Here is a 24,394-nt window from a genome sequence, read left to right as displayed (position 1 = left end):
CACAAGTGCAGGCCCATATCAATCCAAATCAATTATTCTATTACTTCCAGAAGGCATACCACTTCTTCTGCTTCTGAACCGGTTCCCATATCTGAATATCTCGGGCTTCTAAGATTGCTTGGGCATTATCTTGATAATAAATCGTATAGTCCGCGCCCAGCTGTTTACTGACGGTTTCATAAGCTCTAGCGAGTTCGAAACCACGTTTCGTCAGATTATGAGCATCCGATGCGATGAAATGAACCAAATTTCGCTCACACATTTCCAAGGAAATGTCCTTAATCTTCGCGCCAAATAACCCATTTAGCGAGTGCGACGTCATTTGCGCCAAGGCACCTTGCTCGATGAGTTCTTCTAATACATTTAAATCTTTTAATATTTCTGCATTCCGCTCGGGATGCGCAATAATAGCGGTAATGCCTAATACGCGTAATTCATGCAACAGATTTGAAAAATCATTCGGGATCTTCGATGTCGGAAACTCAATAAGCATGTAGCTGGACTCATCAAGCGTTCTGACTTTTCGTTGCTCCAAATCCCGAATAAGTTGGTTGTATACTCGTATTTCTTGCCCTGGAAGTACTTTCAGGGGAATATCTTCAATCGCTAATCTCTGATTCAATTGAAGTACTCGTCGCTGAACATCGTTCGCTTCATTATCATATCTGCCATTCGCATGATGCGGAGTTGCTATAATCGTCTTAATTCCCTCAGCCACGGCCGCCTTTGCCATAGCAATGGATTCCTCAATGCTTTGCGAACCGTCGTCAATGCCGGGGAGGATGTGGGAGTGAATGTCTATCATCCTGTTTAACCTCATCTCAAGAAGTTAATTATATAATATTTTCCAAATAATAATGTTCATAAAGGTCATAAAGTTGTTAATCACAAAGCAAAAAAGTAAATAACTTCAATCAAACTACGACTGCAGCATTAATTGTTCCTTTATTTTTGTTGTCGATATTTCAGGAGTACGTTCTAAGTAAACAACGTTGCAATAATCGGCTAAAAAATCAAACTTTCCTTTCCAATCATCACCTATTACAAAGGTATCAATGTGATAAGTTAATACATCTTGAACTTTTTGTTCCCAATTATGCTCTGGTATAACTAAATCTACATACCTCACAGCCTCTAATAATTTTTTTCTTTCATCATATTTAAAATAACTCCTTTTTCCTTTTATACCATTAAACTCATCAGTTGATAGCGCAGTAATTAAATAATCCCCTCTCTCTTTAGCGCGTTTCAATAGATTTATATGACCATAATGAAGTAAGTCAAATGTACCGTATGTTAATACTCTTTTCATCTTTACCTCCAAATTATTACTCAATTCTAGATACTTATTATCTAATTTCAACATGCATTACAATCGAATTTCTTTAGGAAGATGACCGATTCTTTTATCTTCTGGTGGTAATTTCATATAATCTCCAAAATATGCACTAAGATATTCATGTGTCTTTTCAGGTACCGGTAACATACGTCCTTCAAACTCAATAAACCTACCTGAACCAAGATACTCTTTTGGTATAATGGCCGTCTTATATTTTACCCTTCCAAATAATAAACCAACTCTGCTTGTTTCATTCGAATTACTTCTTATTTGTTTTAGTAAAAATTTATCAACTAGTACTTTGGGAAAAATTTTCATCACACTTAATACCATCTTTTTCCTGGAAGTTGCAGATTTATATCCTCTCTCAGAGAGAGTTTTAGCTATTACTAACTTACTGCAAATATATTGCCAAATTGAGGGGATTAACTCATCTGCTATATTCTCAAAGCAAAACACATCAATAAATATTCCATGATGAGCACCGACTACTGCATCAGGTTCCTTAAATACGGTATTATTTAATTTTATCTTCGAAAAATAAAGAGGCCACTTCCCACTTCTTTCCTTTTGAAAATAAAACTTTTCCTTATCTAGTTGTACTTCACAAACCTTAATAAATTTAAAATAATTTTCACGAGTCATAGCAATATCAAAATCATCATCCCATGGTATAAACCCATGATGTCTAACCGCCCCAAGTGCGGACCCACCTATTAAGTAATATTGAATTTCATTTTTTTTACATAACCCGTCGATATAATCAATTATTTCAAGCAGACGAATTTGAACATCTCTAATACTTACCTCTTTTGAGTCCATTAAATTTCACCTCAAATGCTTAGTTTTCAAGGAAACTGCTAACTACTATTCTCTCTTTTTTCTATCTGTCACTATCTTGAAAAATCCGTAAAAATCTTTAGCGTTAACAATCAGAATTGTAATCAGCATGATTAGCGCCAATAATAATGAGAAACGAGAATTGATAGTCAATATTACTGCCTGAAATAAAATAACCATAAGATTTATAATCAATTTAGATAAATTGATATTAACATTTGCATATTGTCTCGTATTTACTATTCTAAAAATAACTACAAATAAATAACTCACAACACTTGCAACTAAGGCTCCATACACCCCAATTATCGGCACTAATAATAAACAAGTAATTAAGTTAGTAATAGCTCCGATTACTGTTGATATCATCGCCATAGTATTCTTCTTAACTGCCATATAGAACGTCCCAAAAAAGATTGAAAAACTACCTAATACCGCTGAAACCAATAATAACGGAACAAAAACCCAGGCTGAATAAAATTCACCTTGCAATAAAAATTTAGAAATAACGGGGGTGACAATCAACAGTAGGGCACTCGATATAAAGATAAAAGAAGAAAAATATTTATATACATCCGTAAAAAAATCACCACTATCTTCATTTTTAATTTCTTTTGAAGATGAGTATTGCCATGCTTGTTGAAAAATACTCGATAATAAATTTATCATAGCAGGTAACTTGCTAGCTGCTGTGAACATTCCAGCAGCACCAGCACCATAATACCCTAAAATAATATATCTACTAGAGGTATTGTTTACCCACCAAGATACCATATTAGCCACATTTGGAATGCTAAATAGTAACATACTTTTAAGCAGGCCCTTATCAACTGACTTCATACTAATATATTTATGGAGGTCTGATACTATAAACAAATAAACCGCAGAAATAATATTTGAAATTATTATTGCAGATAGATATCCTGGTACTTCTAATTTAAAAATAACCAATAGGATAAGATTGCTAACTAATAGGGATAGTGCACCAAGCACACCACTAATTGTAAAGATTTTCACATGTCCGATACCTCTACAAAATTGTGCAAACAGCTGTTTAATTGCAGTTGAAACATATAATAAAACTAGGTAGAACGAGTAATCAAACTCATAAAAACAATCTAGTATAAAGATGAGAATTAATATAAGTATAAATCCCTTTATTAAAAGATTGATTCCTGTAGAAAGTAAGTTTGTTTTATTGCTGTCATCATCAATGGCAAATCTAAACACCGCATCTGCTATGCATAATGTTGCTATGGGCAGCAACAATTCAACTGAATTATTTAAAATTTCAGCATACCCAAATTGTTCTGTTGTTAATACCGAAGTATACAATGGCATTAGCAGGAAAAGTATGAGTTTTGTAAGTACAGTCCCAATCGCAAAAATCAATGTATTAGAAACCAGTAGTTTAAATTTATTCATTTTCCCCTCAATCTCGATGTTCTAATTGGAAATATAATAATACCTTCCTTCGCAAATTAACAATTATTCATATCATCCCCAAAAGAAACTATAGGGAAATATATCGTTCCATTCTGAACGATATATTTGAATAATTGTTGAGTATACAAAAAATAAGATAATCGCAAGATAAACCAACATGGGGTACAATTTATTATTTTTAATTTGTTTCAAAGCGTTTGGTAAATATATTATAGAAAAAATGTGAAAGTAAGTTCCCGCTCGATCCAAAAGATTGAAATTAAGAGATATAAATGATATTACAATGCCAATCAATGTAAGTATCGTCAATATTTCAAATTCTCTTGACTCAACATTTTGTGATTCTTTTAAAAGAATACTTTGAGTGTTTTTATAATAAATAATCAAACCAATTGATAATATTGCCACAGAAACCAATATATCTACAATAGTTGCTAGTCTTATATTCCCATCTAGATATTTTCCGCCTAAATAATAACTATACCTAGGAAAAAAAGATATAATCACATTAAGCATTTTAGGAAAGAACAGATATCCTGCTATAGCTGTACCTAGTGAAATAAATACCGTTTTATAGTTTAGCCTAAGCATTACCATCGGATATGCAATTATAAATATGATGGCTGTATTGTGAAACAATGACGCCAAAAGAACAAGCGCAACAAAATAAGATAATTTCCGTTTTAAAATAAAATCAAATGATAAAAGCAGTATTACTATAGCAATATTATGTCTAATGGTGTTTAAAGTAGCCCCAAAATACCCCATTGTAAAAAAAAGATATACACTAAGCCAGGGCATCATAGAATATTTCCAAACAAATCTCCAATAACCAAAAATAATGATAATACTTGTTGCAATTAAGATAATTTGTGGATTAGAGGAAATGTAACCCAACAGCTTATTTAGTACTAAATAGCCAATCTCATATCTTTCACCAAAATTTGCAATACCACTATACTGTGTCGTTTCAAACAGTTTAATATATGTCAGGGTATCATTACCGACAGAATTAGATCTAAATGCAGCTAACAGAAAAAAAAGTCCAAATGTTAGAAATAAATATATTTTCTTTTTTTGATCCTCATTGTGCATTCCCCATAAAACAAAGGCTAAAATTAAAATATATACTACTAAACCGTAATACAGCCACATAGATGTAGTGCTCCTTGCCTCAATTGTTTAACTCTAAATAATAATTCTCTGTTTTTTTTGCTTCAACTTTAATGTCAAATCCACTTCTTTTTATTACTAATGAATTATTTTTACGTTGGAATCCATTGAAATTCTCAATTATATCATTAGCCCATTCATGAGGCGGTACATTTAGGGATTTAAAATAAAGATTAGATATAGAAACTTCTTCAGTTACTTCATCAGACATATAGCATAGTAAACCTGTTGCTTGAGCTTCAATACCGACAACTGGTAGCCCCTCAAATAATGATGGCATTATAAACACATCCATTGACTGCAATAATCTATCTACGTCGCTACGTTGCCCAAGAAAAAGTATATCCTTAGATATTCCGAGAGTTTCAGCTTTTTCCTTTATGTAATCTTTTAATGGTCCTTCCCCAACTAATAACAATTGACTATTACTTCTTATCTTTTTAATTTCTACGAATATATCCAATAATTGCGTATGATTCTTTTGCTCATTGAATCTGCCTACATGTCCTATAACAAACTTATCATTAATACTCAATTCATTTCTAATATTATTTCGCGTATCCTGATCAAATTTATACTTATCACAGTCAATCGCATTATTAATTACACGCACTTTTCCAGTTCGCATTGCTTTTTTTCCAAATAAAAACTCGCCTGCTGCTACTGAACAAGCGAAATTAATATCTACAACTCGCTTTAGTGGTAAACATAAAACTCGATTGCGGATTGAGTTAACAAATTTATCAGCATACATCGTATTATGACAATGAGCAATTATGTTTTTTATCCCGTTTCTCTTTGCTACTGGGGCTAGAATCGAACAAAGATATACCTCATGAATCTGCAACGCAGTGTATTTTTCACTATTCTCTTTAAAAAAATTACTTGTAAACGAGTAAAATGTAAGCATTCCTTTTATGCTCGGCCGAGGGATTTTATATATTTCCCCACCATAACTGGTTATTTCGTTTTCGTAAGAATCATTTACATCTTTAAAAAATATAAAGTCGAATTGAACATTCGATTTATCTAAATTTTGATAAATATTCATAATCACACTCATGACACCACTGCCACGCGCTAAACTCGATACTACATGCAGAATTCTTCTAGGTTTCACTACTTAAATCCCCTCTATACAAACTAATTTCAGCATTATATCGAAAATGTGCATATGTTTTAATACCAAGAATTATATCATTAGGAAAATCATAGAGCCTGTCGACGATTATTCTTCATGGTTTCTTTAATCTCTTCTACTCCATTAACTTCTCGATTTACATAAGTCCACGAAGGAAGTTTGATTATCCCAATTAAAGTTCCTAATCCATAACTAATATGTAGTAAGAAAAATATAATAGGTAATAATAATTGTTGTATGCATTTTTTCTCTTTGATAACTGCTATAATTGTCATAAAAATAGCTAATATCCAATAAACTATCCATAATATTAATGCAGGAATATTGGAACTAAATACACTAACAATAAAACTAGAGATAATTGCAAGAATGAAAAACAATGGTACAAAATGGAAAACTGAAAGACACTTCGGTGATATACCTAAAGTTAAACCGACCCAGTATCCATTCCCATATTTTTGATTTATCAATTTCTTCATACTATTTCTCGTATGCTGGTAAGATACTATTTCTGAATCAAAAAAAAGTTTATATCCTGCTCTTCTAATTCTATAGTGTATTTCATTATCCTCAGTTCTGCCTAACAACTCATTAAATCCCCCAACATCTTCAAAGACCTCTCTTTTGTAGGCAGCATGAAACATAGATTTTACATATTTTTCAGTATTGTTCCTTCTATATGGAGCAATACTGCTTCCAAACATAGATTTTTCGGCAATAAGCAATGTCTCTTTCCATGGGGTGTATTCATCAATAATATTAGGTCTATAACCACCACATATGTCTTCCCCACTCAAAATACATTTAACGTTTTTACTTACAAAATCACTTGGAACAGATGCGTGTGCATCAATTTTTATAATGATTTGTCCTAAAACCGTACTTAAAGCAACATTCCAACCAGCCGCTAGACTTTTTTTAGGGTTATCTGTAATAAAAACCTGTTTAAAGCCATGTTGTTCCTTAGCGAATTTTTGCATAATACTCTTGGTATTATCAGTAGAAGCACTATCTACTAAAATTATTTCTATTAACTCATGTGGATAATCTTGTTTATTGATATCTTCAAAAAGATTTTTCAATGTATCTTGTTCATTATGGGCAATTATACATATTGAAACATTCAATTTTCCCGCTCCCTCATTTCCCAATAACCGCAAGAACTGTATTGATTAGTATTCTTATATCTTCGATTAGACCGAATTTGAATGTATACTCTAAATTAATCTTCATTTTTTGAGGTAATACAACTTTGATATATGTATCATCAATATTATTTGTCTCAGATAATAATTTGTTTTCATCTTTGTACTCAATACTAGCTCTAGATGTTACACCTGCAGGTAATAATAATGTTGATAACATTTCATCGCTATAATGCTCCACATATTTCACAACTTCTGGTCTTGTGCCTACAAAACTCATATCACCTGATATAATATTTATCAATTGTGGTAATTCATCGAGACGAACTTTTCTCAAGAACTTACCCACATTCGTTATTCGATTATCATTATTTATTGTTACCTGTGATCCTATCTTCTCTGAATTAACCACCATAGTTCTAAACTTGAAAATTCTAAACTCACGCCCATATTGTGTTACACGTACTTGTCTAAACATCACACTACCTTTAGAGTCTATTTTTATTACTATGCTTAACAATAAAAATACAGGAGATAGTATAATTAGCAAGAGTAACGCAAACATAATATCGAAGCACCTTTTAAGTATTAATTCTATTTGTTTGTTTTCCAATCTTTCGTAGTGCTTTCTCACAACCTGATTTTGCATATTTATTGGTAATCCATCCCACTTATTGAGAACTCCAAAAAAATTCATTCCTTTAATTACTCCTAAAATTGAATATTTATTTACGCTCGACTTATATTTAGAAGTGTCAAAATACGTTCAGTATTTTTATTATCTGTATATCTATTTGCGATTTCATTAATACGCTTTCTTTCCAATGAATATTGATCCTCTTTATTAAGTGAAATAAAAAAATTCAAGAAATCGTTAATATCATAAATTTTAGGTCCTGGCATAAAATCCAAAGGATTATCAACAGTAAATCCTCTTGAATCATTATAGTTACTAAGATCTTCAATAGCGAAGCCGATAGGCTTATCTAGAATCAGAAAATCAAAATAAACTGACGAATAATCAGTTATTAGTGCGTCAACCTGCCCAAGAAGTTCATACAAGTTAATATCTGATCTAATCAAATCATCGTTATTATATTTCACTATATTCGAATATTTACTATTTAAAAAAGAAATATTATCTTGATATGGATGAGGCTTTATTATGCATAGAATTCTATTCTCTTTTAAAAATGAATTAACATAATCTATATTTTCTAAGGTGATCAATGGAAATTCTTTATTTGAGTCATTTCTACCTAATTCTTTTGAATTCCTAAAAGTTGGCATAAATAGTACCACTTTTTTATATGACTCTTGTGAAATCCCCAATATTTTCAGACAACTTTTTTCCGAAAATAACAAATCATTCCTAGGATTTCCACCGATTATGTACTGTTCTTCCTTATAGTTATAGCACTGCAAATACTTTTGTTTAAAGAAAACCGATGCAACTAAAAAATATGTATCTGCTTTCGTTGGATAATGCATCGTCTCTTTTTTTGAAACCATTCTACCAAGTGCTTTTAACGGGGAACCATGCCATATATTCATCGTAATTTGACCATAAAGTGGCTTGAAAGCTGCCACAGACAAAGTTTGCGAATTGAAAATATACTTTGAAGTAAAAAGATGATATAGTGTCTTAAATGTTTTCGAGACAAATTTCATATTTTTTCTTGTATACTTTTCATAATCCTTATAATTCCTTAGCAAACATACAATTTCATACTTTTCGTTATATCCATTTTCAATAAGATATTTAAGTATTGCCTCAGAATTATTCTCTAATTTTGTGCGTCCGTAAACTGCAATTTTATTGTTTTTTTTAACAAAAAAACTATTTAAAATCGTGAGACTATAAAATAATATAGCTCTTTTTAATTCTTGCATGTTGTTCCTCCGAAGTTACTATACATTTATCGAATAACCGTTAATTATTCATTTAAAGACTAAGAATGATTTACGAACAATCAGAACTACTTTTTTATTTGTTAATTATGTTAATAAAGTTTTCGATAACATAAGATACTTCTTCATCTTTCAATCGTGTATGTAAAGGTAAAGTTATTTCATTTTTATACATGTTGTAAGAGTTGGGATAGTCAACAATATTGAAACCCATATTCTTATATGCTGTATGCATTGGTAATGGCTTATAATGTACATTTGTCGATATTCCGATTTCCGCCATTTTTTCAATAACCTTATTACGATATTCAACCTCTTTACCATTCAATCGAACAAGATATAAGTGTCCACATGATGAATAATTTTCACCGCTATGCTTTAATATATGTACATTTTCACTCTTCAAAGCATCATCATACTCTTTGATGATTCCTCTACGTCTCTCAAGAATTTTTGGATAACGTTTCAGTTGTACCAGTCCTATGGATGCCATAATATCCGTCATATTACATTTATAAGCGGGTAGGACAATATCATATTCCCATGATCCTAGTTGCGTCTTAGCAAGAGCATCTTTCGATTGTCCATGAAGAGACATTAACATAAATTGATTGTATATTTCACCATTACTAATCCCATCAATGTTACGCCAAGTTACTGCACCACCCTCGGCCGTAGTCAAGTTTTTAACTGCATGAAAAGAAAAACTCGTGAAATCAGCTATTTCCCCACATACTTTTCCGTTCTTTTGTGAACCAAATGCATGAGCAGAGTCAGCTAGTACAATAACCCTTCCTATTGTAGCTTGAATATTACTTTTTGGAGAAAAAACACTCTTTTTTCTATTAACAATTTCAAAAATCCTATCGTAATCGCAAATAACACCTGCTATATCAACAGGAATAATTACTTTTGTCTTACTAGTAATAGCCTTTTCTAACTGATCGTAATCCATCTCATAAGAATTAGGCGCAGTATCTACTAATACCGGCTTTGCACCAGCATGAATGATTATACTAGCAGAAGCAGAGTAAGTGTACGAAGATGTTATAACTTCATCCCCTTCTCCAATTCCTAATATACGTAATGTCATTTCCATTGCTGCTGTTGCAGAGTTTAAACAAACAGCTCTATCAGTATTACAATAGTCTGCTATTTTTTTTTCAAATAATTTTGTTTTTGGCCCCGTCGTTATCCAACCTGATTTTAAGGTTTCTACAACAGCTTCTATTTCCTCAGCACTAATATCTGGGGGCGAAAAAGGTATATGTAACTTCGCAGGCACTTTCGTTATCATCTTCAAATAACTCCTTTATTCAGTTCAATCTTACATTTAAAAATCTTCAGACTGTTTGTCTCACTTCGTTCACAATTCTTGACATATATTCTAGTAACTGTGTTTTCAAGTCCTCACGTTGGAGCGCAAATTCAATTGTCGTTTGTATAAATCCCATTTTCTCACCCACATCAAAGCGTGCACCCTCAAAATCATAGGCATAAACTTCTTCAATCAAGTTCAATTTGGCAATCGCATCTGTTAGTTGAATTTCCCCACCAGCACCAATTTCTTGCTTACTCAAGATATCAAATAGATGTGGAGTCAAAATATACCTACCCATGATCGCAAGATTAGAAGGCGCTGCATCTATACTTGGTTTTTCAACCATATTCTGAATTCTAAACAATCGTTCATCAATTTTCTTCGCATCAACAATACCGTATCTTGTAACCTCATGATCTGGTACTCGCTGCACTCCAATAACGGATGCTTCACAACGGTTATATTGATTAATCATTTGTTTCAGACATGGAGTCTCTGCTTTTATAATGTCATCTCCTAAAAGCACAGCGAAAGGCTCATTGCCAATGAACTTACGGGCACACCAAATTGCATGTCCTAGCCCTTTCGGCTCTTTCTGACGTATGTAGTGTATATCCACCATTTTCGATGATTTCTGAACCTCATCTAATAAATCTAGTTTTCCTTTTTCCAATAAATTTTGTTCTAGCTCAAAAGAGTTATCAAAATGATCTTCAATGGCACGTTTACCTTTACCCGTCACGATTATGATATCTTCAATCCCAGATTCAACAGCTTCTTCAACAATATATTGAATCGTAGGTTTATCTACGATGGGCAGCATTTCCTTAGGCATCGCCTTCGTTGCTGGTAAAAATCTTGTTCCCAGTCCTGCCGCTGGAATGATTGCCTTTCTAACCTTCATTTCCATCCTCCTAAATCATTTAGACACCAACCAACACCAAATCCGTAACCATCTCGTTCTTCTCTTCCACCGAATTCTCTTTCTGCAGATCCAGCGAGCAATACGTCGGTACAAGTTGTTGCAGGTGATATCTAATTCGATCCGTTTCTTCAAGTACATGCTCCAAATTATTCACTTGTAGTTTTAATTTAGCTTTATCATATTCAACGGCTTTTCCTATAAAGATCCGGTTATGGGTCGTGGATGATAGCCCTTCCTCGTTGGTTAGCAGCTCCTCATACAACTTCTCTCCGGGCCGAATACCCGAATATTGAATTTTGATATCTACATTTGGCTCCAAGCCGGACATTTTGATTAATCCTTTTGCGAGATCTACGATTTTCACAGGTTCGCCCATATCTAATACAAAGACTTCCTCACCCTGTGCCAGAGCACCCGCTTGAATTACCAGTTGAACTGCTTCGGGGATGGTCATGAAATAACGAACCATTTCGGGATGCGTCACAGTGACAGGCCCTCCACGTTTAATCTGCTCCTTAAACCGCGGGATGACACTCCCACGACTTCCCAGTACATTCCCAAAACGTACCGCTGCAAATACTGTTTTACTCTCAGCATTAATACTCTGTACAACCATTTCTGCAATACGTTTTGTGGTTCCCATAACGCTCGTTGGATTAACAGCCTTATCGGTAGAGATCATAACGAATCTTTCTGCACCAAATAGATGAGCACACTCCGCTACATTCTTGGACCCAAACACGTTATTTTTAATTGCTTCAGCCGGGTTCGCTTCCATTAGTGGAACATGCTTATGCGCTGCAGCATGGAAAACTACTTGAGGACGATGTTTTTCGAATACCTGTTCAATTCTCGCTCGGTCTTGAACATCAGCAATGATCGGAATAATCGCCAAATGCGAGAAATTATTGCGCAATTCCATTTCTATCGTATAAATACTGTTCTCACCATGTCCAAGCAACAACAGTCGTCTCGGCCTGAACAATGCGATCTGTCTGCACAACTCAGATCCAATAGATCCACCAGCACCGGTAATAAGCACCGTCTTCTCTCTCACATAATCTGCAATACCTTCAAGATCTGTATCGACGGGTTCTCTACCAAGCAAATCTTCCACTTGCACATCACGAATACTTTGTATATTAATTTTGCCAACAATAATATCATTGAGAATCGGCACAATTTTCAACTTCGCCTTGGTTTCCTTGCAAATATCAATAATCTGTCTAATCTCGCTCTTAGGTATCGATGGCATCGCGATAATAATATGTTCAATACTCATTTCATTCACAATATGTAAAATATCTTTCCGCGAACCCACCACAGGAATTCCAAGAATTTGATGTTGATGCTTCACAGGGTCATCATCTACAAAAGCAACAGGTAACATTTTGGAAGACGGGTTTGTCATTAGCTCTTTTGCAATCAAGCTTCCACAATCCCCGGCACCAATGATTAACGTTTTGCTAGTATTTGATCTATTGCTATTTCGAGTGATATATATATATTTCCACAGGAGTCTTACTCCGCCAATACTAATAACCATCGTCTGTACAGCCATTAGAAGAATAATCCAGTATACCTTCTCGGCAAAAATGAACCTCATGATTGCATAAGAAACGACACTCGATATCACAACGCATTTAACGATTTCTAAGGTTTCAACGACACTCGCATAACGCCAAATTCGACTATACAACTTATGGTAGTACAACATGACTGTACAGATCACCGTCGATAACACAGCTAATTTAAATGCTTGCATATGATATTCTGCAGGTATGGTGCCATGAAACATCAGAAAGTACGCTATGTATACACTCGCCCAAATACTGAAAATATCAATAAATACAAGAATCATCTTCCGACCATATGCCACCAACTACGTTCACCCCCCTTATCCCAATTTCTCTCTAAAGACAGTTCAACTTATTTAACTCCTCTAATATAAAAAACTCCAAACGATGTCACGCAACATCATCAGGAGTATATAACCATTCCATATACAGTAGAAATCCGATCTTCTATCGTTTCAACGCACGAACTGTAAGCGCTACCATTAATTTTCGTACACTCAAACCATTAAAGATTTCCTCTACTTTTTACGCAGGCATTTAACCTAACCTCACACCGTACCCTTGGCGATCAACGTCTAAGGAACTATGCTTTAGCTCCCACAGCACGGCCGAGTGCCTCCATTGATAACGGAAAGGATGACATCTCCGAATATTTTTACCTTTTGCACAATATGTCGAATTTACTGTATTTATAGTAATATAATCGCAAATAGATGTAGATTACAACATATTCCAACATACTACTATCTTTACCTAATCCATACAACCTATTTTTTCGACTCTTTAACTAATCTTTAAGTTCTATAATCCACTTCTTGTATTAAAAACTTTATCTGCTATTAAATGTTAAAAAGTATATGATTCGCACCTCATTTTATGGTATCTTAACTGAAAACTACTAATATTCTACAAAGGAGTAAAACATTCAATGCGTAAAAAAACACTTATTGTCATTTTAGGAATTGTCTTGATATTAGGAGGATTAGGCTTATATACCTATAATTATTTGTTTAATCGCGATGTCACAGCAGATGAGATTCATGCCGATGCAGATTTTTTTGACTTCTCTGGCGTTCTTGACCCTGGGTTAAATACGGAGACCAATAATGGAGATTCCAACGACAAATCTGGTGACCAATCCCAAAATAATTCGACAGCAACAACCGACAAGAAGAGCGAGAAGGAGGCCAAGCCTGTGGCTACCAAAGCAGAACCTATTTCAAAGGAAGAAGTTAATAAACTAATCGATGGAGCAACTTCAGACAAAGAAAAAGAAATTTCTGAGAAATATGCTTCGACATTCGTCAAGCTGCAGAGTATGGCCGTATCCAAGCTCGATATTCTCCTCAAAAATGCTAAAAAAGATTACAAAGGGTCTGATCGGTCGAAGTCCGAAATCGCCTCCATTTATATGAGTGCGGCGAAAAAATTGGAGAAGAGTGTTGACGGTGTGTTCTATGATATTCTGGGCAAAATGAAGCAAGAATTGAAAGACGCTGGATTATCCACAAAAATGGCTGATAAAGCAGAAGAAGCCTACAAATCAACAATAAGCAAGAAAAAATCAGAAATGATGGACAAGGCATTAAGCTAATCATCGAATAAAGAATAAGACGTACATAGCAACACCCATCATTGGCATTCCCGCTTAAAAAGTGGTATCGTCGCTATATAGAATCTCTAGTTAGCGAAAGGATGAAATCCACAATGACGAACCGCATCAATCAACTCTATACCCTTATGCAAGCAAGCGGCATGTCCACTCTATTAATTACGGAACCGAAGCATGTTTACTACTTCACTGGATTCGCCTGCAATCCGCACGAGCGTTTCCTCGGTCTTATCATCTCTACAGAGCAAGAGCCAGTGCTGATCGTTCCCGCACTCGATGCAGAAGCAGCTTCGCAGGAATCTTCGGTGAAGCGAATTGCCACACATACGGATACGGATAATCCATATGCCATCTTAAAACAGCACCTGCCAGCTTCGATCCACACGCTCGGGATTGAGAAAGAGCACCTATCCGTCGTTCGTTTCGAAGGATTAAGCGCTGTCGTGCAAGCGAACGCGTATATCGACGCAGGAGATCAGCTCCGCAGCATGCGCATGCGTAAATCCGCAGACGAGATCGTGCGCATGAAGGAAGCCGTGCGGCTGGTTGAGGCAGCATTACATACCGTCGTCAGCCAAGTGAAGGTCGGCGTAACCGAGATAGAACTCGTCGCTGAGCTCGAATACCAGATGAAGAAGCTGGGCGCTGATGGGCCTTCCTTCGATACCATGGTGCTCGCTGGAGAGAAATCCGCATTGCCGCATGGGAATCCAAGCACACGGAAAGTGCAAGCGAATGAGCTGCTGCTTTTCGATCTCGGCGTCTATGCCAATGGCTACGCTTCGGACATTACGCGAACGTTCGCTGTAGGCGAGATTGATGATCAGCTCAAAGAAATCTACAACACGACGCTTCAAGCGAATCTCGCGGCGATCGCAGCCGTCCGCCCTGGCGTGACCTATGCCTCCATTGACCGCGCTGCGCGTCAAGTGATCGAAGATCAAGGCTATGGACAATATTTCATGCATCGCCTAGGTCACGGTCTCGGCATGGATGTACATGAATATCCAGGCGTTCATGCGAACAATGAAGACCTCCTGCAAGAAGGCGTCGTATTCACGATTGAACCGGGCATATACCTCCCGAACCGCGGCGGCGTCCGGATCGAAGACGACGTCGTCGTGACGGCAGACGGAATCGAAATTCTCACGACATATCCAAAAGAACTAACGATCATCGGAGGATAGCCCCACGCTTTCCATCTAACCCGATTCATCTAAATCAAAAATCCCCGTTCCTCACAGTCTCAACAGACCGGAAGAACGGGGATTTTCATTTATTAATTATCGTGACGGGTCTTATACCCACCACATCTCGCCAAGCGGCTCTCTAATCAAAACTTGATTCAAGTTCTCGACGGCTTTCGTGAAGCCTTCCTCTACCGACATCAAGCCATCTTCATGCTCAATACTTACGACATAATCATAGCCGACAAGACGAAGCGCACTCATGATGTCCGCCCACACCTTCATATCATGACCATAACCCACCGTACGGAACTGCCATGCACGATCAAGCATCAAAGCATAGGATTGCATATCCGTCACACCATGTTTGTTCACATTGATCGGATCGATCGTTGTGTCCTTTGCATGGAAGTGATGAATCGCATTCTCGCGTCCTAGAATATGGATCGCTTGTACCGGATCAATCCCTTGCCACCACATATGGCTCGGATCGAGGTTCGCGCCGATCACTTCCCCAACCGCTTCACGCAGACGAAGCAAGTTCGCTGGTGTATGCACGGAGAAACCGCCATGCAATTCTAGTGCGATTTTGACCCCACGATCCGAAGCGTATTTCCCCGTCTCCGTCCAGTAAGGGATCACTTTGTTCGACCATTGCCAGTCGAGAATTTCTTGATAGTCACCCGGCCAAGGCGCAACCGGCCAGTTCGGGTATTTCGCACCCTCATGGTCGCCTGGGCAGCCTGAGAATCCGTTAACAACAGGTACTTCAAGACGCTCCGCAAGCTCGATCGTACGCATGAAATCATCATGGAACGGCTTCGCGATATCCTTCTGCGGATGCAGCGCATTGCCGTGACAGCTCAGCGCACTGATCGTTAATCCACGGGAATCGAAAGCTTGCTTGAACGCTTTTAATTTGCCCGCGTCAGCTAGCAGCTCTTCCGGTTTGCAGTGACTGTTCCCCGGATAGCCTCCTGTACCGATTTCGACAGCTTGCAGCCCTTTGCCTTGAATATAATCGAGCGCTTCTTCAAGCGGCTTTTGACCAAATAATACAGCGAATACGCCTAATTTCATCTTTGAACGCTCCTTTGCTGATTAGTTGTTGAAGTAGACAGCTTTGCCTGTTTTGGAAGATTCGTAGATCGCTTCAAGAATTTCAGAAACAACGCATGCTTGCTCAGCTGTTACGACAGGATCTTTATCCTGCTCGATTGCTTCGATCCATAGACGCATTTCTACATCTGGAGCATCTTCCGAAGCGCCATCATAGAAAGCTACGCCACTTGCGCCAAGTTGGATCTTCTGATCGTACAATTTGCTGTGCTTCTCACCATTGATTACAAGACCATCCCACATATCTGCGCCGCCTTCTGTTCCGCAAAGCGTACAGATTGCTTCACCGGATTTCACCACGTTAAGCGCCCAGCTGGATTCGAGCATGATCGTTGCACCGTTCTCCATCGTAATCATCCCGAATGCGGAATCTTCAACTGTGAATTTCTCTGGATCCCATGGGCCCCATGCGTTAGCTGCATTTTCACGGCTCGATAGTTTATGGAATGCTGTTCCGAGAACCGCTTTTGGCTTGTAGTTGTTCATCATCCAGAGCGTCAAGTCAAGCGCATGTGTACCGATATCGATAAGCGGTCCGCCGCCTTGTTTCTCTTCATCCAAGAATACGCCCCATGTAGGTACGGCACGACGACGAATCGCGTGAGCCTTCGCGAAGTAAATTTCACCCAGATCTCCAGCTTCACATACTTCTTTCAAATAACGGCTGTCTGTACGGAAACGGTTGTTGTATCCAACGGTAAGCTTCTTGCCAGTCGACTTCGCAACTTCTACCATACGACGTGCATCTGCTGCTGTCTTCGCCATTGGCTTCTCACACATAACATGTTTGTCCGCTTCCATCGCAGCAATTGCAATCTCAGCATGGGAATCGTTCGGCGTACATACATGTACGATATCAATCGTTTTGTCAGCGAATACTTCATTGTAATCTGTGTATACTTTTGCATCTTCAGCACCATATTCTTCTGCCGCTTTCTCTGCACGCTCAGGAATGATATCGCAGAAAGCTACCATCTCGATATTTTTCAATTTCTTAAGACTTGGCATATGTTTGCCGTTCGCGATACCACCACAGCCGATAATTGCAATACGGTAAATTTTGGACATAATAGAATTCCTCCAATAGTTTAATAGTTTTATATAAAAGAAATTACAACCCTATTTGCGATGCGCACGCGCCCATTGCATACTCTGTGTAACACTCTCAATCGGATCGATCTGGCACATATCCTGCTCAACGATCAACCATTCAACGCCCGTCAACTTCGCTGTCGCGATCACTTCATCCAGCTCCATCTCACCGGTGCCGAGAATAACTGTCTTCGCGGACCCGTCTTCATTCGTCACCAAATCTTTCAAATGAACGAGCGGCACACGACCCGCATATTTCATCATATATTCGGATGGATCGAACCCTGCATGATGCACCCAGCAAGCGTCAAGTTCAACGAACATCGGCGCTGGAGCCGTCAATTCGAAGATCGAATCGAACACCGTCTTGGTCCCGATTTGCTCCGTAAATTCGAAGTCATGGTTATGATATCCGAACTGCAGACCATGCTCTGCGCATTTGCGGGTTGCATCCTTGAATATCTTCGTAATCTCCATTAAAGAACTTAGCGAACCACGTTCTTCCGCAGATAGGTACGGGCAAGCAATATATTCAGTTCCAAGCACTTTATGAAAAGCGATCTCTTCTTCTAAATGATTACGAAGGCGATCCAAGCCCACATGAGCACCAATCGACACGAGATTTAATTCGTCTAGCAATGCCTTTAACTCTTCCGCAGCCATACCGCCATACCCGGCAAATTCGACACCTTCATAGCCGATTTCTGCAACTTTACGCAAAGTTCCTACAAAATCACGACTTGTCTCCTCACGTAACGTATATAACTGTAGCCCAATCTTCATCATTGCAATCCAACTCCTATGAAAAGGTTTTCCTACGCTTCTATTCTAGACAAATTATCGATATAATGGGAATGAATGATATGACCTAATCCTGAACTATTTTGCTACACTTGATCATAAAGGATGATGAAAAATGAGTGTTTCACAAACCACTGCGAACAATTTGGAAGTGCTGCTCGTGGACTATGCCAAACATTATAGACCTTACGATAATCGGGAACGCAGCCGTCTACCTTACTACCTCATTCGTCTTCAGACCGAGGGCTCTGCCCATGTATGGATGAACGATCACTTCGAATCGGTGGAACCCGGTGACCTGCTGCTCTATAAAGAAGGCGATATCTATGAACTCAAGATAGGATTTCAGCATCCGATCTCGAATCAGGTTCTACCAAAAATTAATAGTATGGACTACTTCCTCATGGTCAGAGGCAGCTATGTGGAAGAATGGTGGAACTCCCGCGAACGCAGTCCGAAGACGCGAATTCGGCTGGATGAACGGCTTATTACGTTGTGGCGCCAGATGATTCAAGAGAAACGACGTTTCCATGATTCCATGGAGGAGATCGTCCAGTATCTCACTAGGTCCTTCTTCCTGATGCTCGACCGTCTATTGGAAGAATCCAACCGTTCCAGCGCGAAGTCCAAATATGTACCGATCTGTAATCATATGAAAGATTATATTGAGCAGCATGCCGCTGAATCGATCACTTTGCAGGACGTCGCAGACCATGCGAAGCTCAGTGTATCTCGCGCTGGCCATCTGTTCAAAGAGGTATTCGGCCAGACGATTATGGATTATGCGATTGAGGTCCGGATCTCGACAGCTCGTGAACGAATTGAATATAGCAAAATGACGTTGGAGCAAATCGCCGAGCTCTGCGGGTTCCAAAGCTATACGTATTTCCACCGCACCTTCAAGACGCGCACGGGCTTAAGTCCGAGCGAATATCGTGAGTTGAATACGCGAAAATAACGGCATATGACGGTGTTCATTTTGATTTAACAGGCGAATATGCTATCGTGGTAGGGAAAACACATTCAGTTCAACACGTTGAATTATTAGCACCAAGAAAGAGGAATTCATCTAATGACCAACATCGACACCCCCTCCCTGATCCTATTGCTGTTCGCGGCACTCGGCCTGTTCAGCGGCAACTCCACCGTCACCATCGCGATGGTCGTTCTGCTGCTATTACGTGTGACGCATATGGATCAGGTCTTCCCTTGGATTGAGAAATATGGGCTAACGATCGGAATCATCATTTTAACGATTGGCGTGATGGCCCCCATCGCGAGCGGCAAAATAAGTCTAGATACGATGCTTCATTCCTTCCTGAACTGGAAATCGATCCTCGCCATCGTGATCGGCGTCCTCGTATCCTACCTTGGCGGACGTGGCGTCACATTGATGGGCAATCAGCCCACGCTCGTCGCAGGTCTCCTAATCGGGACCGTACTTGGCGTAGCAATCTTCGGCGGCGTTCCGGTTGGACCGCTCATTGCGGCTGGAATTCTATCGATGATAATCGGGAAAATGTAACTTTTCCTACACCGCACCTAAATGGCGCCCCTCATGACATGCTCATGAGGGGCGTTGCTATTTTCATCTTTATGCACCCTTCTATCTATTTCGTACTCGTAAGCTGCATCAAATACGATAATGACTGGGCCAAGCTGTCGAAAGGATTGCCCGGGCAATAATCCTGCTCAATCGCGTAATATTCGACACCATTCGCTTCGCCCCACGCTAGAATCGGCTCAAAATCGATACATCCCGCTCCAATTTCCGTGAAATACTGCTGATCATCCTTCGTCATATCTTTGAAATGCAAAATCGGCAGCTTCCGACCTGCATACGTTGAAATGTATGCGAGAGGATCGCGCCCCGCTTTCTTAATCCAGTAGGTGTCCAATTCGGGGATCAAAGTCCCTGTTTCTTCCGGTTCGAGCACGTAATCCAACGCTACCTTCCCATCAACAACCGTATGGAATTCAAAATCATGATTGTGATGACCGATGTAGAGTCCCTTCCCGCGAACCTTTCCCGCAATGTTCAGCAGCTCCCGCTTCAATTGACGATACCCTTCCTCATCCTGCAATTCACCAGGTACTGAATTACAATAAATATACGGCGTACCGAACCATTCCGCTTCGCGTATCACCGCATCCAGCTCATTATTCATCCGGGCTAAGCTCACATGCATACCTGCAACGAAAAGACCCGTTTCGTGCAGCACCGCAGCGATCTCCTCTGCCGGGTATCCGTGCAGTCCATCGATTTGTACCGCTGACCACCCCATCTGCTGCAGCGTACGCAGTGTCCCATAGAAATCCTCCTTGCATGCTTCCCGCAAAGTATATAATTGAGCGGCGAACTTATTCCGCATGCCCTTCACCTCCTTCAAGCAAATCCAGCCACCGAACCTCCTGCTCGGTTATCTCGACCGCGAGTCCATCTACCGAAGATAACACTTCCTCAACCGTCTCCATCCCCACGAGCGCCGCAGTCGGAAATGATTGATGGAGCACATAAGATAATGCGATCTGCATTCGACTTACTCCCTTCTCCTGCGCAAGCCGTTCCGCCCTTGCATACCGCTCCCAATTGTCCGGAGTATAGTACACGTTAACCATCTCAGCATCATCCCGCTGATCCGGTGTGAATCGACCCGTGAAGAACCCGCCAGCCTGCGAGGACCAGGACAAAAGCGGCATCCCATTGCCTTCATGCCAAGCACACATCTCGCGCCCCGCTGAAACGCAGCCTTCCCACCGAGGCACCCTGCACTTGGCTAGGCTGAGATTCGGGCTATTGAACGTAAATCCGAATAATCCGTGAGACTCTGCATAGTCATTTGCTGCTTGGATCCGTTCATGCGTCCAATTCGATGCGCCTATGGCATGAATGCGCCCGCACGCGATATGTTCATTCAACACTTCGATAATAGGGCCGACCTCAACCGTTAGATCATCGCGATGCAGGGCATAGAGCTCCACATGGTCAGTTCTCAACCGTTCCAAGCTTTCTAGCAAATCCTTTGTTATCGCCCGCGAATTCACGCGCGGTCCCGGTTCACCATCGTCATGATGCGCACCTTTGGTGAGAATCATGAGTTCGCTGCGTCTGCCCGACGTATCCAACCACGCGCCGATCTTCCGTTCGCACCGACCATACTGATGCGCCGTATCAATCAGATTGCCGCCAACGTGAAGGAACGTATCGAACATCCGATCGATATGCGCCATATCATCCCGTCGCAAGAAATTTCCCGAGCCCATGATCAACTGCGAGACATTATACGTGATGGGGCAGCCATTTTTCACCCCTTCAATCGCAATCGTCTTCATTCACACCCCCTCCTTCCCTTCATGCTGAGCTGCACGATGCAGTACCCATTCCGCGAGCAGACGCGTACCAAACCCTGTCGCTCCCTGCGCAAGATATCCTTTGGCTGCCGAGATCTCCTTCAGCCCAGCCATATCAAGGTGCACCCATTTCATCGACGGATGGACGAATCGCCGCAGGAACAACGCCGCGGTAATCGCCCCCGCCTCACCCACGCTGCTTACATTGCACAACTCTGCGCAATCGCTATCCAAATAACTGTCATATTCATCGGCTAGCGGGAGCTGCCATACCTTCTCACCTACTAGCGCAGCGACCTCTTGCATCGTATCGACCAAGGCCTGATCACCCCAGACACCTGCGTATTTGGAGCCAAGCGCTCCGGTGCAGGAATACGTTAACGTCGCGATATCTGCGACTTCAGCCGCTCCGAGACGATGGGCATACAATAACGCATCCGCAAGGACGAGACGGCCTTCCGCATCCGTATTGCCAATCTGTACCGTAATTCCGTTGGTATACGTTAGAATTTCACCAGGCAATAACGCATTCCCGCCTGGCATATTCTCTGCTGCAGGAACCAGCGCAACGACATTAAGCGCAGCTTCACTTCGCGACAAGATCTCCATTGCCCCAATCACAGACGCCCCGCCGGCCATATCCATCCGCATATCGCTAATATTGTAGTCCCTCTTCAGCGAAATCCCGCCCGTATCAAACGTGATGCCCTTGCCTACGAGCGCGATTAATGGTTTGGAAGGATCCGTAACATACGACATCTTGATCAATACAGGTGGATGCACGCTCCCACGTCCGACCGATAACAGCCCTGCCATCCCTTGCAGCTCCAAGCTGCTCACGGGCAGCACTTCAACTCGAACTAGCGTATCTTCAAAATGCTTCTGAACCCTGCGTGCGAGTGTCTCCGGACGAAGCGCATTCGGCGGTTCATTCGCAAGATCGCGAGCAAGCATTGTCCCTTCTGCACGACGATTCGCGACCCGAATCCGCTCCTCCACCACTTCCGATGGCTCTACTTCCAAGTACACCACCGGAACAACTCGCTTCGCCGCCGCTGATTTGTATTGATCAAATGCATACGACCCGAGCGACCATCCTTCCATCCACGCCCCCGCTGCTTCAGCTGCTGACAACGAACATTGCGCCAATGAGCCAAAGGACACTTGAACCTGCTCCAGCTTGTCGCGCATGACCGCTCTTCCTGCATAACCCGCAGCATGCCGCACACACTCTACGTCCACACGCGTCCGTTCACCAAGGCCAATGAACAGCATTCCCGGACGGTCCGACGGACTGCACACCCAAGTGAGGGCTTCTTTATCGCCCGCCGAAGGACGCAGCTCCATCTCGACCGGTTCATCACCCCCTACCATCATGCCGCCACGCACGACATCCTCCTTACAGATCGGAACAATGATCACTTGCGCATCCTCTGAACACCCGATGATTCCCTTCATTTCGCACTCTCCTCGTCAACACGATGCGATTCAATGAACTGCATCAACGCTGTAAGATCGACCGCACCCGTGCTGCCGCCATAATTCTGAACCGACAGCGCACCGCAAGCATTACCGTATACGAGGCATTCCCCTACCGACATGCCAGATAGGTAGCCGTACATAAAGCCCGCGTTAAAAGCATCCCCCGCACCCGTCGTATCCACGACTTCAACCACATAGCCCGCGCAATGCGACACCTTACTTCCGATGATGGCCGTTGCTCCTTCGGCGCCTCTTTTCACGACTACATTTTTCTGCCGCTCCTTCAATTGCCCAATACTCTCTTCAATCGCTGCACAACCTGTATAATGCAAAGCCTCCGTCTCGTTCATGAAGAACACATCAATCCCATCCATGAGTTCAAAGACACCCGGATACCACTCTCCGGTATCATCCCAACCAACATCAAGTGACACCGTGATGCCAGAAACCTTCAATTGGCGAACAATCCGCATAAAAGCTTCATGATTGCTGCTCCCTCTGTACCCCGTAAGATGAACATGCCGGGCTGGAATCGGTTCCAGATCTGCAACTTGATCGACTTGCAGCTCCGCATTTGTGCCCGCGTATGATATAAAGGAGCGATCCCGCTCCGGATTAATCGCAATCGAAATGCCCGTCGTATTCTGATCGCTTCGCTTCGTATAGCTGGTATCGATACCAGCGAGATGGAATTGATTCAGAACATACTGACCATAGTAATCTTGACCGACGATCCCTTTGAAAGCCACCGTCTTGCCCAGCTTGGCAAGGGTTAAACTGAATAATGCTGCCCCGCCTCCGACATGCAGAGACATGTCCTGAACGAATATTTCTTGTCCGGGAAGCGGTAACGTGTTGCAGCCGACAATTACCAAATCAACGTTCGCGTCACCAATGACTAAGGCATCAAATGTTTTCAACATTTCTCCCTC

At 40.6% G+C, this 24,394-nt stretch carries 23 protein-coding genes; 4 read left to right on the top strand and 19 right to left on the bottom strand.

Features of this window, described 5'->3' with window-relative positions:
- Window positions 1-40 precede the first annotated feature (40 nt).
- The 12 genes from C558_RS0115310 to C558_RS0115255 all read right to left on the bottom strand — a co-directional run bounded on the left by C558_RS0115310 (window position 41) and on the right by C558_RS0115255 (window position 13,102).
- Window positions 41-805, bottom strand: coding sequence for a tyrosine-protein phosphatase (locus tag C558_RS0115310; RefSeq protein ID WP_018757168.1), 765 nt, complete (start codon window positions 803-805; stop codon window positions 41-43).
- 114 nt (window positions 806-919) lie between these two features.
- The gene (gene tagD / locus C558_RS0115305) at window positions 920-1,312 is read right to left on the bottom strand and encodes a glycerol-3-phosphate cytidylyltransferase (RefSeq protein ID WP_018757167.1); all 393 of its coding nucleotides are present in this window, start codon (window positions 1,310-1,312) and stop codon (window positions 920-922) included.
- A 57-nt stretch (window positions 1,313-1,369) separates the two neighbouring features.
- Entirely contained in the window at window positions 1,370-2,161 is a 792-nt protein-coding gene (locus C558_RS31100; RefSeq protein ID WP_018757166.1) for a LicD family protein, read from the bottom strand.
- Window positions 2,162-2,206: 45 nt separating this feature from the next.
- On the bottom strand, window positions 2,207-3,604 hold the full coding sequence (locus tag C558_RS0115295; RefSeq protein WP_018757165.1) for a lipopolysaccharide biosynthesis protein: 1,398 nt from the start codon (window positions 3,602-3,604) through the stop codon (window positions 2,207-2,209).
- A 72-nt stretch (window positions 3,605-3,676) separates the two neighbouring features.
- Complete coding sequence (locus C558_RS0115290; protein ID WP_018757164.1) at window positions 3,677-4,780, bottom strand: EpsG family protein; 1,104 nt, start codon at window positions 4,778-4,780, stop codon at window positions 3,677-3,679.
- Between the two features lie 19 nt (window positions 4,781-4,799).
- Window positions 4,800-5,918: a glycosyltransferase family 1 protein gene (locus tag C558_RS0115285; protein WP_018757163.1), complete on the bottom strand. Its 1,119-nt coding sequence runs from the start codon at window positions 5,916-5,918 to the stop codon at window positions 4,800-4,802.
- A gap of 89 nt (window positions 5,919-6,007) precedes the next feature.
- A complete protein-coding gene (locus tag C558_RS0115280; RefSeq protein ID WP_018757162.1) occupies window positions 6,008-7,066 on the bottom strand; it encodes a glycosyltransferase family 2 protein in 1,059 nt (352 codons plus the stop codon).
- A 13-nt stretch (window positions 7,067-7,079) separates the two neighbouring features.
- Window positions 7,080-7,781, bottom strand: a complete 702-nt coding sequence (locus C558_RS0115275) for a sugar transferase (protein ID WP_018757161.1) — start codon at window positions 7,779-7,781, stop codon at window positions 7,080-7,082.
- Between the two features lie 32 nt (window positions 7,782-7,813).
- Window positions 7,814-8,977, bottom strand: coding sequence for a CDP-glycerol glycerophosphotransferase family protein (locus tag C558_RS33195; RefSeq protein WP_018757160.1), 1,164 nt, complete (start codon window positions 8,975-8,977; stop codon window positions 7,814-7,816).
- 94 nt (window positions 8,978-9,071) lie between these two features.
- Window positions 9,072-10,292: a DegT/DnrJ/EryC1/StrS family aminotransferase gene (locus C558_RS0115265; protein WP_018757159.1), complete on the bottom strand. Its 1,221-nt coding sequence runs from the start codon at window positions 10,290-10,292 to the stop codon at window positions 9,072-9,074.
- 46 nt (window positions 10,293-10,338) lie between these two features.
- Window positions 10,339-11,220, bottom strand: coding sequence for a UTP--glucose-1-phosphate uridylyltransferase GalU (gene galU / locus C558_RS0115260; protein WP_018757158.1), 882 nt, complete (start codon window positions 11,218-11,220; stop codon window positions 10,339-10,341).
- Between the two features lie 19 nt (window positions 11,221-11,239).
- Window positions 11,240-13,102, bottom strand: coding sequence for a polysaccharide biosynthesis protein (locus C558_RS0115255; RefSeq protein WP_051106882.1), 1,863 nt, complete (start codon window positions 13,100-13,102; stop codon window positions 11,240-11,242).
- A 644-nt stretch (window positions 13,103-13,746) separates the two neighbouring features.
- Between C558_RS0115255 and C558_RS0115250 the strand changes: the two genes are divergently transcribed.
- Window positions 13,747-14,412, top strand: a complete 666-nt coding sequence (locus C558_RS0115250; RefSeq protein ID WP_018757156.1) for a hypothetical protein — start codon at window positions 13,747-13,749, stop codon at window positions 14,410-14,412.
- 113 nt (window positions 14,413-14,525) lie between these two features.
- Complete coding sequence (locus tag C558_RS0115245) at window positions 14,526-15,617, top strand: M24 family metallopeptidase (RefSeq protein WP_018757155.1); 1,092 nt, start codon at window positions 14,526-14,528, stop codon at window positions 15,615-15,617.
- 111 nt (window positions 15,618-15,728) lie between these two features.
- On the opposite strand, the gene C558_RS0115240 is transcribed toward C558_RS0115245, so the two are convergent.
- From C558_RS0115240 to C558_RS0115230, 3 genes are read right to left on the bottom strand one after another with little or no spacing between them, the layout of a single operon-like run.
- Complete coding sequence (locus C558_RS0115240) at window positions 15,729-16,697, bottom strand: sugar phosphate isomerase/epimerase family protein (protein WP_018757154.1); 969 nt, start codon at window positions 16,695-16,697, stop codon at window positions 15,729-15,731.
- Window positions 16,698-16,718: 21 nt separating this feature from the next.
- On the bottom strand, window positions 16,719-17,804 hold the full coding sequence (locus C558_RS0115235; RefSeq protein WP_018757153.1) for a Gfo/Idh/MocA family protein: 1,086 nt from the start codon (window positions 17,802-17,804) through the stop codon (window positions 16,719-16,721).
- 51 nt (window positions 17,805-17,855) lie between these two features.
- A complete protein-coding gene (locus C558_RS0115230; protein WP_018757152.1) occupies window positions 17,856-18,614 on the bottom strand; it encodes a TIM barrel protein in 759 nt (252 codons plus the stop codon).
- A 130-nt stretch (window positions 18,615-18,744) separates the two neighbouring features.
- On the opposite strand from C558_RS0115230, the gene C558_RS0115225 reads away from it, so the two are divergent.
- Window positions 18,745-19,587 (top strand): AraC family transcriptional regulator, encoded by an 843-nt coding sequence (locus C558_RS0115225; protein ID WP_018757151.1) that lies wholly within the window; start codon window positions 18,745-18,747, stop codon window positions 19,585-19,587.
- A 123-nt stretch (window positions 19,588-19,710) separates the two neighbouring features.
- Window positions 19,711-20,154 (top strand): DUF441 domain-containing protein, encoded by a 444-nt coding sequence (locus tag C558_RS0115220; RefSeq protein ID WP_211220768.1) that lies wholly within the window; start codon window positions 19,711-19,713, stop codon window positions 20,152-20,154.
- An 85-nt stretch (window positions 20,155-20,239) separates the two neighbouring features.
- Here the strand turns inward: C558_RS0115220 and C558_RS0115215 are convergent, their stop codons facing one another.
- The 4 genes from C558_RS0115215 to C558_RS0115200 are packed head-to-tail and all read right to left on the bottom strand — an operon-like array spanning window position 20,240 to window position 24,385.
- On the bottom strand, window positions 20,240-21,001 hold the full coding sequence (locus tag C558_RS0115215; protein ID WP_018757149.1) for a sugar phosphate isomerase/epimerase family protein: 762 nt from the start codon (window positions 20,999-21,001) through the stop codon (window positions 20,240-20,242).
- The gene (locus tag C558_RS0115210) at window positions 20,991-21,962 is read right to left on the bottom strand and encodes an aldo/keto reductase (protein ID WP_018757148.1); all 972 of its coding nucleotides are present in this window, start codon (window positions 21,960-21,962) and stop codon (window positions 20,991-20,993) included. Before C558_RS0115210 ends, C558_RS0115215 begins: the two co-directional genes overlap by 11 nt.
- Window positions 21,963-23,438, bottom strand: coding sequence for a leucyl aminopeptidase family protein (locus tag C558_RS0115205; protein ID WP_018757147.1), 1,476 nt, complete (start codon window positions 23,436-23,438; stop codon window positions 21,963-21,965).
- Window positions 23,435-24,385, bottom strand: coding sequence for a carbohydrate kinase family protein (locus C558_RS0115200; RefSeq protein ID WP_018757146.1), 951 nt, complete (start codon window positions 24,383-24,385; stop codon window positions 23,435-23,437). Before C558_RS0115200 ends, C558_RS0115205 begins: the two co-directional genes overlap by 4 nt.
- Window positions 24,386-24,394 lie beyond the last annotated feature (9 nt).

Source organism: Paenibacillus terrigena DSM 21567, assembly GCF_000374845.1.
GTDB classification, from domain to species: Bacteria; Bacillota; Bacilli; order Paenibacillales; family Paenibacillaceae; genus Paenibacillus_K; species Paenibacillus_K terrigena.
The sequence above is the reverse complement of the archived record's forward strand: the minus strand, read 5'-3'. Positions and strand labels throughout refer to the sequence as shown.